Source organism: Alkalibacillus haloalkaliphilus C5, assembly GCF_000269905.1.
GTDB lineage: Bacteria > Bacillota > Bacilli > Bacillales > Alkalibacillaceae > Alkalibacillus > Alkalibacillus haloalkaliphilus_A.
Genome location: NZ_AKIF01000144.1, coordinates 1 through 7,319, shown reverse-complemented (window position 1 = coordinate 7,319; position 7,319 = coordinate 1). Strand labels below are relative to the sequence as shown.

Here is a 7,319-nt window from a genome sequence, read left to right as displayed (position 1 = left end):
GATCTCCACCGATTGCTTTAAGTCTTCTCCAAACTTCTTCAGCTGTCATTTGAACGATTTCATCTTTTGCAGACCCGTCCCAAGTAAACGCTGAGTCACACCAGGAACAAGAATAATCGCAACCAGCCGTTCGGACGAACATCGTTTTCTTACCGATAACCATGCCTTCCCCTTGAATCGTTGGGCCGAATATTTCTAAAACGGGAATTTTACTCATCATTCATCCACTCCCGTCTAGCTTCAGCGTAACTCGTTGGTGTTTCGAATAGACGAATGAATTCAACACGCGCCCCGTCATAACGACTTTCATCTTGTTGTAAGGCTTCATCCATTTTTTCATAAATCCATACGACCATATTTTCTGCGGTTGTGTTCATCGGAGGAAGCATTTCGTTAAGGTAACGGTGATCGAGATAAATTTCAATCAGTTCTTTCCAGATCTTCTTAATATCACCGAAATCAATTAAAATACCGATGTCGTCAACATAGCCACTTATGCCGAAGATGACTTTGTACGTATGGCCGTGTAAGTTTTTACATTTACCTTCGTAACAATGTAAGTGGTGGGCTGCATCAAAAGTGAATTCTTTACTGACCATAACGCGTTTGTTGTGATATTTTAATTGTTCACGTTTAATATCTTCATCTAACTTCTCTAGCCGGTCAACAATTTTAAAATCCCACATTATGAAACACCCTTTTCAGTTAAGTATGCATCTAACCCTTCACGTCTTAACTGGCATGCTGGGCATTCACCGCAACCTTCAGCCATTACACCGTTATAGCATGTTAACGTTCTATTTTGAACGAAATCGAGTGCCCCTAACTCGTCTGATAACTGCCATACTTCTTTCTTATCACGCCACATAAGTGGAGTATGAATAACGAATTGATCGTCCATAGATAAATTTAAAGTGACATTCAATGACTTAATAAAGCCATCACGACAATCTGGATAACCGCTAAAATCTGTTTCTGATACGCCTGTAATAATATGTTTTGCACCAATTTGTTTACCTAAAACGGCAGCGAACGATAAAAATAAATGATTACGTCCTTCTACAAATGTCGATGGTAATTCACCATCTTTCTCTTCAATCTCGATATCATCACGTGTTAACGCATTAGCTGATAATTGGCTAATGAGTGACATATCGAGCACGCGATTGTTTACACCTAATTCTTTTGCGATTTCTTGAGCGACCTCAATTTCAAGGTCATGACGTTGATTGTAATCAAATGTTACCGTTTCAACTTCCTTAAAATTCTCTAATGCCCAAAACAAACACGTTGTACTGTCTTGACCACCGCTAAATACGACTAATGCTTTCTCGTTTTTCATCTTTATCACCTGCTTTTTCATATTTAGCCAACAGATACATGCAAAACGTCATAAAAAAAGCCACACCCCTAAGGATATGGCTGGACAATTAAGTATCCCTAGTTTTTTATAGAGGGTTTTGGCTAGAACCTCTCCCGATTGAAGTAACCGGATTTTGTTTATGTGATTTTTCACAGCTTTGATTATATCATAGATTATGAGATTGATTGAATGGTTATGTTTAACTATTTTGTTACAGCTTTAAAGTTAAATTGGTCTTTGATCTGATCATATTCTCGGTCTAAAATTCCCATTAAAACATCTGATGCATACTCACCATCGATTGGGACATTTTCGCGCTCCATTCCTTCTTGGACGAAACCGCACTTTTCATAACATGCAATAGCGCGTTTGTTAAAATCGAGAACGCGAAGTCCGACACGGTGAAGTTGTAATTGTTCAAAAGCATACTGTAAGACGAGTTGAGTAATCTCTGTACCTAAGCCTAACCCCCATACAGTCGAGTCAAAGATTCCAACTGAATAACTAGCACGGTTACTACGTTTATCTAAACGAAGACGAGCATGGCCTACCCAGCGTCCTTCGTATTCTATACACCATTCTAGTGGATTTTGCTCAGTTTTCTTAATAAACGCTTTGGCATCTTCATAAGTAAACTCTCGTAGATTGTGCGTGTCGCCACCGAACAATTTAACAACTTCAGGGTTACGTCCAAGCTGAAAGCGGTCGTCGATATCTTGCTTTTTAGGCAACCTTAACGTCACACGCTCTCCAAAGATCAATGGTGCTTGGTTTACTTTTTCCAGCATCATCACCTCATTTACTCAAATATAATTGGAACCGAACGCTCGTCACTCGCTTTCAAGTCATGAATGTGAAGAACACCTTCGCCTGAACTTGGTTGATCTGTCAATGTCATGTTTAATTCAAGCCCCGTCCATTCAAAATCACTTGATAAATCGCCGAACCAGTCGTCATCGATCTCGACATGCTCGATTGTTTCACCTAAATGATCAACGATTTCTAACTCAACTTGATTCACAGCATCGACATGAATCATCCCTTCAATCGAGATTGTATCAGTGATGACAGTATTCGGTTGTGGTGAGTGGAGTTCGAAGTTTTCTGTTTGCGGGTTACTTGCCGCCTCTACTTCTTCCTCTACTTGATCTTGTTCACTTTCTTCTACTTGTTGTTCTTCAGATGAATTTTGCCTTTCTCGTTGTAGTTCACGCGTTTTTTCTTCTAATTCTAACTGTAAAGCTTGAATTTGTTCTTCCTGACTTTCAATCGTTGAAGACAGTTCCTGAACTTGCTCTTCAGATACTCCTTCTGGTTCCGACTGGCAAGCTATTAAAACAATACTCAAACTGATACATATGATAGTTAACCGCAATGTTATTCCCCTTTATTTTGAACGATCGTCTCAAGTGCTTGTATACAACGAAATAGTCGAAATGCTGTCATTAAGCTTAACCATATTATAATAGGTGCAAGCCAATACAACGAAACACCCAACATTGATATCACAACTAAAAGTCCGACATACTTCAATGTATTAACCAATTCAACAAACAATGTCGAACCTCTTACTTCTTCCTGCTTCATAAAGGCTAACGTAATTACGGTAATCAATAAAACAAGAAATAAGATAAACGATGCTAAATGCAGTATGCTATAAGGAATGAGTTGATAGATTGGCTCAAACAAATCAATTGAATATCTTGAGGTTGATGACCAAATGAGTGCGAATAATACAATTAAAGTCGAAAAAAACATATCCTGACTTAACTTTACTGGTTTAATAGTCAAATTTCACACCTCAAATACTAGTAAAATAAAAAGCCCGCTATACGCGAGCGTAGATGTTACCATAACGGTTCGTGTTTATTCGATAATTGGACTGAATAAGGGATGATTAGAATAAATATGGCCGCGAGTAAAAGCCCCGAAGTGACCGTTGTGACAGAGCTAATATCAAAGGTTGTACGGAGCAAAATCAACGTCATGATGATCAAAATACCAACCATACCTACTTTTATATCTCGGTATGTAGGATATTGTATTTCACCACATGTTGCACACTTTTTTCCAGTTAGACGTTTAAAACTCACTTTTAACGCACCAAACCAACTCCATTGTTCACCGCATGCTTGACATTTAGGCATTTGAACCCCTCCAACACGTTAAAATCTACTAATATTTTAACATAATATTCTATTATTTGGTAAAAATGATGATAAAAAAATCTCACTCATATATAAGTGAGATTTTCATAATAAAGTTCTTTAAAATGTCATTGCTACTTGCTTCGCGCGTTCAATTCCGTTCTCTTTAATTTCTTCAGCTTTATCAGCCATAGCGTTATGACCTTCAATAAATAACCCTTCAAATGTCGGTACACCGTAAAATTGCATCATCGTCTCTAAGTAGCGATGCCCCATTTCCATTGGTGCAGCTGGACCTTCTGAGTAAATGCCACCTCGCGCTTGTATGTGTAGGGCTTTCTTATCCGTAAGTAAACCAACAGGGCCATCTGCATTGTAGTAAAACGTTTTACCTGATACTGAAACGGCATCCAAATAAGCTTTCATAACCGGTGGAAATGAGAAGTTCCATAATGGTGTTACGAATACATATTTATCAGCATTAATAAATTGTTCACATAGCTCAGATAAACGACCTACTTTATACTGTTCAACTTCAGTCAAATGGTTAAAAGATTCACCTTGACCTAACTTCTCCCATCCACTAAAGACATCAGCATCAATGTGTGGGATTTCTTCGTGAAATAAATCAATTTGAACAATTTCATCTTCCGGATTATTATTCTGATATTGTTCAATGAATGCTTTGGCTGCTGCCATACTGAAAGACTTTATCTCATCGTTTGGGTGTGCTGTAATATATAATACTTGTGTCATAATTCTACCCTTTCTAATTTTTGCAATTTAAAACGTTTATTATTGTAATATAGACAATTTAGTGTATCAATAATTGAAATTAGAGACGAAAAATTCAGTCTAGCATACATGGATTAGTGTTAATTGTAATGGTCAAAAGCATTCCCAACTTGAAGTAGTAATTTTTCTGTTAAGTGGTTGCTCATGAGCTGCATACCAAGGGGCATACCTTCTGATGATCTTCCCATTGGAATTGCTAGACTTGGAATTCCTGTCGCTGCAGCTGGAGCTGTAAATGGCATATAGTCTCTTATTATTTCTTGATTTTGACTAATCCAATCTTCTTTAAATCGCGGCGCTGGATAAGGGGTCATTGGTGTTGCGATTATATCTACATTTTCAAAAGCTTCTTGAAATGCCTCATTTAAACTTCTGCGCACTTGTTGTGCTGTCACGTATTGTGGGGATGTCGTTAATGTACCTGTATTAAAGAAAATCCGAACGTCACTCGCGAAATCTTCTGGCTGATGACGTAATTGATTGTAATGATAACTTGAACCTTCACCGATTGTTACTAAGTAGCCTGCATATGAAGCTATATCAAGCTTTGGAATCTCTATTTCGATTACTTCGGCTCCCATATTTTCAAATGTTTCTAACGCTGATTGAAAGGTATTAATTACTTCAGGCTCTGAACGGTCTACAAAATATCTAGGGACCCCAATTTTAACACCGTCTACACCTTTATTTAAATACTTGTAATATTCTGGGACAGGTGCTTTAATACTGCCAGGGTCATCAGGGTCATACCCCGCCATATACGTTAACATGATTGCTAAATCACTAACAGATCGTGCCATTGGTCCGGCATGATCCATCGACCAAGCCAGTGGTGCAACACCATATCCACTCACTAAACCATAAGTCGGTTTCAATCCATAAGTTCCAGTTAACGCAGCCGGCACACGAATGGATCCAAATGTATCTGTTCCTGTTGCGAGTGTTGATAAACCTGCTGCTAAAGCTGCAGAGCTACCACCACTAGAGCCTCCAGGGGTTCGTTGTAAATCCCATGGGTTTCTCGCATCACCGTAAAATGGATTGGTATTCGTCAATCCACCACCAAATTCATGCATGTTTAACTTCCCAGTCATAATACCACCAGCACATTGCAGTTTCTTGACGGCTGTTGCTGTATAATCTGGAACAAAATCTTGAAGAATTTCCGAACCAGCTGTCGTGCGAACACCTTTTGTATAATAATTATCTTTTATACCAATTGGAATGCCGTGAAGTGGGCCTTTGTACAAATCATTCATAATTTCATTTTCAGCATGTCTAGCTTGCTCGAGTGCTTGTTCTTCTAGAATGGTAATATAAGCATTCACTTCAGGGTCGACTTCATCGATCTGATTCATAATACTTTCCATCAATTCGACTGGTGACAATTGTTTTGCTTCAATTAACGGTGCCAACTCGCTAGCTGTCATCAAATATAACTTAGTCATATATAATCACATCCGGATCAACGACAACCATTGGTACTTCCTCATGTATTTCTGGATTTGTGTCTACTGCCGTTTGCAATTCATATATTGTGTTTAACATGTGCTGAATATATGGAACATCTTCCCGTATAACTGGAATGCCTTGTAATGCTAGCCCTTGTGGGACGATGTAGGCTGTGTCCATATTCCTATTCCTCCTCTATTCAATCTAGGTTAATAACACTGTATGAAAAACCTAGTTGAATGTGAGGAGGTGTTTATTACCAATGAGGAGGGGTAATTACCGAATAGAGTAGTTTATTACCGAATAGCGATGGATAATTACCGAATAGAAGCTTTTATTACCGAATAGCGATGGATAATTACCGAATAGAAGCTTTTATTACCGAATAGCGGTGGATAATTACCGAATAGCAACCATTAATTACCGAATAGAGATGTTTATTACCGAATAACAGCCATTAATTACCGAATAGAAAAGCCTTAATATGTTATTTAGCTGAAAGTCGCTCCCAATCTTGCAATACACTCCAAGACATATGAGCTCACCTTCATTAGAAAGCATTGCGCCAACATAGATTTCCTCATCATATTGACCATTCTTCTCATAATGCATCGCCAACTCACGAATCGCCTCTGTAACATTATCATCTTTAAGGCGATCACTTGGAATCCAAATTAACTCACCTTCATCACTTTCAACAACACCAACATTCCGCTTTAGCTTACCGAAATAAATGAACTGAATATAAATGTAATCGTTTTTCATTCGATGAACGACATATTTAAGTGTTAAGTCGCTAAATTGGTGTTGCTCAATGCCTGCCTCTTCATAAATCTCACGTAAGCAGGCTGATTTGGGATCATTCATTTCCTCTGTTTCCATATGACCGCCAATCGGCACGCGCTTACCGGCTAAAAATTTAGCATCCGCTTTTTTCTGTAATAATAGAACTTCATCATTTTCATTGAATAAAAATGCTGCGGCAAATTGCTTTAATTTCACTTCGATCACCCTTCTTTAAAACGGCTTACCTTGGTAAAAGTAATTCGGCTTCACAATCTCGTTACTGTATGGTTTATGAAATATATGTGTTGTCGCTGGTGATACAGGTGGAATAAGCCACGTCCATTTCCCAGTTACTTGACGCTTTTCGCTTGCTTCTTTTTTTTCAAACTTTTTAAACTGTTGTGCAGCCGTATGATGATCGACTATGCTGATACCAGCTTCTTTAAAAGAATGAAGTACAGCTGTATTTAATTCGAGTAACGCTCGGTCTTTCCATAGTGTTGATTGACGTTTAACATTTAACCCCATATATTCAGCAACTGTCGGTAACATATCGTAACGGTACTCATCAGCGAAGTTTCGTGCACCGATCTCAGTTCCCATATACCAGCCGTTAAATGGGGCAGCTGGATAAGTAATCCCACCAACGTCAAGTGACATATCTGAAATAATCGGAACAGCATACCATTGTAAACTGAGGTCAGAAAACCACTCATAATCAGGGTGATGAATCGGCACTTCTAATAAGACATGTTCAGGAATCTCAAACCATTTCG

General features: G+C 38.5%; 11 protein-coding genes, 1 pseudogene and 1 riboswitch. All 12 genes and pseudogenes read right to left on the bottom strand.

Annotation, left to right across the window (positions count from 1 at the left end):
* Positions 1-217, bottom strand: a pseudogene (locus A194_RS0113085) (7-carboxy-7-deazaguanine synthase QueE); the annotation flags it as partial.
* Positions 210-686, bottom strand: a complete 477-nt coding sequence (queD, locus tag A194_RS0113080) for a 6-carboxytetrahydropterin synthase QueD (protein WP_017187274.1) — start codon at positions 684-686, stop codon at positions 210-212. The gene queD and the pseudogene A194_RS0113085, both read right to left, overlap by 8 nt.
* Positions 686-1,363 (bottom strand): 7-cyano-7-deazaguanine synthase QueC, encoded by a 678-nt coding sequence (gene queC, locus A194_RS0113075; RefSeq protein WP_146815459.1) that lies wholly within the window; start codon positions 1,361-1,363, stop codon positions 686-688. Before queC ends, queD begins: the two co-directional genes overlap by 1 nt.
* 71 nt (positions 1,364-1,434) lie before the next feature.
* A riboswitch (PreQ1 riboswitch) is annotated at positions 1,435-1,480 on the bottom strand.
* An 86-nt stretch (positions 1,481-1,566) separates the two neighbouring features.
* Complete coding sequence (locus tag A194_RS18520) at positions 1,567-2,151, bottom strand: GNAT family N-acetyltransferase (protein ID WP_017187272.1); 585 nt, start codon at positions 2,149-2,151, stop codon at positions 1,567-1,569.
* 11 nt (positions 2,152-2,162) lie between these two features.
* Complete coding sequence (locus A194_RS0113065; RefSeq protein ID WP_157783063.1) at positions 2,163-2,738, bottom strand: hypothetical protein; 576 nt, start codon at positions 2,736-2,738, stop codon at positions 2,163-2,165.
* Between the two features lie 2 nt (positions 2,739-2,740).
* The gene (locus A194_RS0113060; protein ID WP_017187270.1) at positions 2,741-3,154 is read right to left on the bottom strand and encodes a hypothetical protein; all 414 of its coding nucleotides are present in this window, start codon (positions 3,152-3,154) and stop codon (positions 2,741-2,743) included.
* Positions 3,155-3,210: 56 nt separating this feature from the next.
* Positions 3,211-3,510 carry a TIGR04104 family putative zinc finger protein gene (locus tag A194_RS0113055; RefSeq protein ID WP_017187269.1) on the bottom strand — a complete coding sequence of 100 codons (300 nt, stop codon included), beginning with the start codon at positions 3,508-3,510 and terminating at the stop codon, positions 3,211-3,213.
* Between the two features lie 120 nt (positions 3,511-3,630).
* The gene (locus A194_RS0113050) at positions 3,631-4,266 is read right to left on the bottom strand and encodes an FMN-dependent NADH-azoreductase (RefSeq protein ID WP_017187268.1); all 636 of its coding nucleotides are present in this window, start codon (positions 4,264-4,266) and stop codon (positions 3,631-3,633) included.
* A 119-nt stretch (positions 4,267-4,385) separates the two neighbouring features.
* Positions 4,386-5,753: an amidase gene (locus A194_RS0113045; protein WP_017187267.1), complete on the bottom strand. Its 1,368-nt coding sequence runs from the start codon at positions 5,751-5,753 to the stop codon at positions 4,386-4,388.
* Positions 5,746-5,937, bottom strand: a complete 192-nt coding sequence (locus A194_RS0113040; protein WP_017187266.1) for a hypothetical protein — start codon at positions 5,935-5,937, stop codon at positions 5,746-5,748. Before A194_RS0113040 ends, A194_RS0113045 begins: the two co-directional genes overlap by 8 nt.
* Positions 5,938-6,177: 240 nt before the next feature.
* Complete coding sequence (locus A194_RS19500) at positions 6,178-6,759, bottom strand: NUDIX hydrolase (protein WP_017187265.1); 582 nt, start codon at positions 6,757-6,759, stop codon at positions 6,178-6,180.
* Positions 6,760-6,774: 15 nt separating this feature from the next.
* Positions 6,775-7,319 (bottom strand): nitric oxide synthase oxygenase (locus A194_RS0113030; RefSeq protein WP_017187264.1); only part of this gene is annotated, 545 nt, incomplete at its 5' end.

Excerpts from the sequence above, each read along its gene's own strand:
- queD (WP_017187274.1), bottom strand. The coding sequence starts at position 686 with ATGTGGGATTTTAAAATTGTTGACCGGCTAGAGAAGTTAGATGAAGAT.
- queC (WP_146815459.1), bottom strand. The coding sequence starts at position 1,363 with ATGAAAAAGCAGGTGATAAAGATGAAAAACGAGAAAGCATTAGTCGTA.
- A194_RS18520 (WP_017187272.1), bottom strand. The coding sequence starts at position 2,151 with ATGCTGGAAAAAGTAAACCAAGCACCATTGATCTTTGGAGAGCGTGTG.
- A194_RS0113055 (WP_017187269.1), bottom strand. The coding sequence starts at position 3,510 with ATGCCTAAATGTCAAGCATGCGGTGAACAATGGAGTTGGTTTGGTGCG.
- A194_RS0113050 (WP_017187268.1), bottom strand. The coding sequence starts at position 4,266 with ATGACACAAGTATTATATATTACAGCACACCCAAACGATGAGATAAAG.
- A194_RS0113045 (WP_017187267.1), bottom strand. The coding sequence starts at position 5,753 with ATGACTAAGTTATATTTGATGACAGCTAGCGAGTTGGCACCGTTAATT.
- A194_RS0113040 (WP_017187266.1), bottom strand. The coding sequence starts at position 5,937 with ATGGACACAGCCTACATCGTCCCACAAGGGCTAGCATTACAAGGCATT.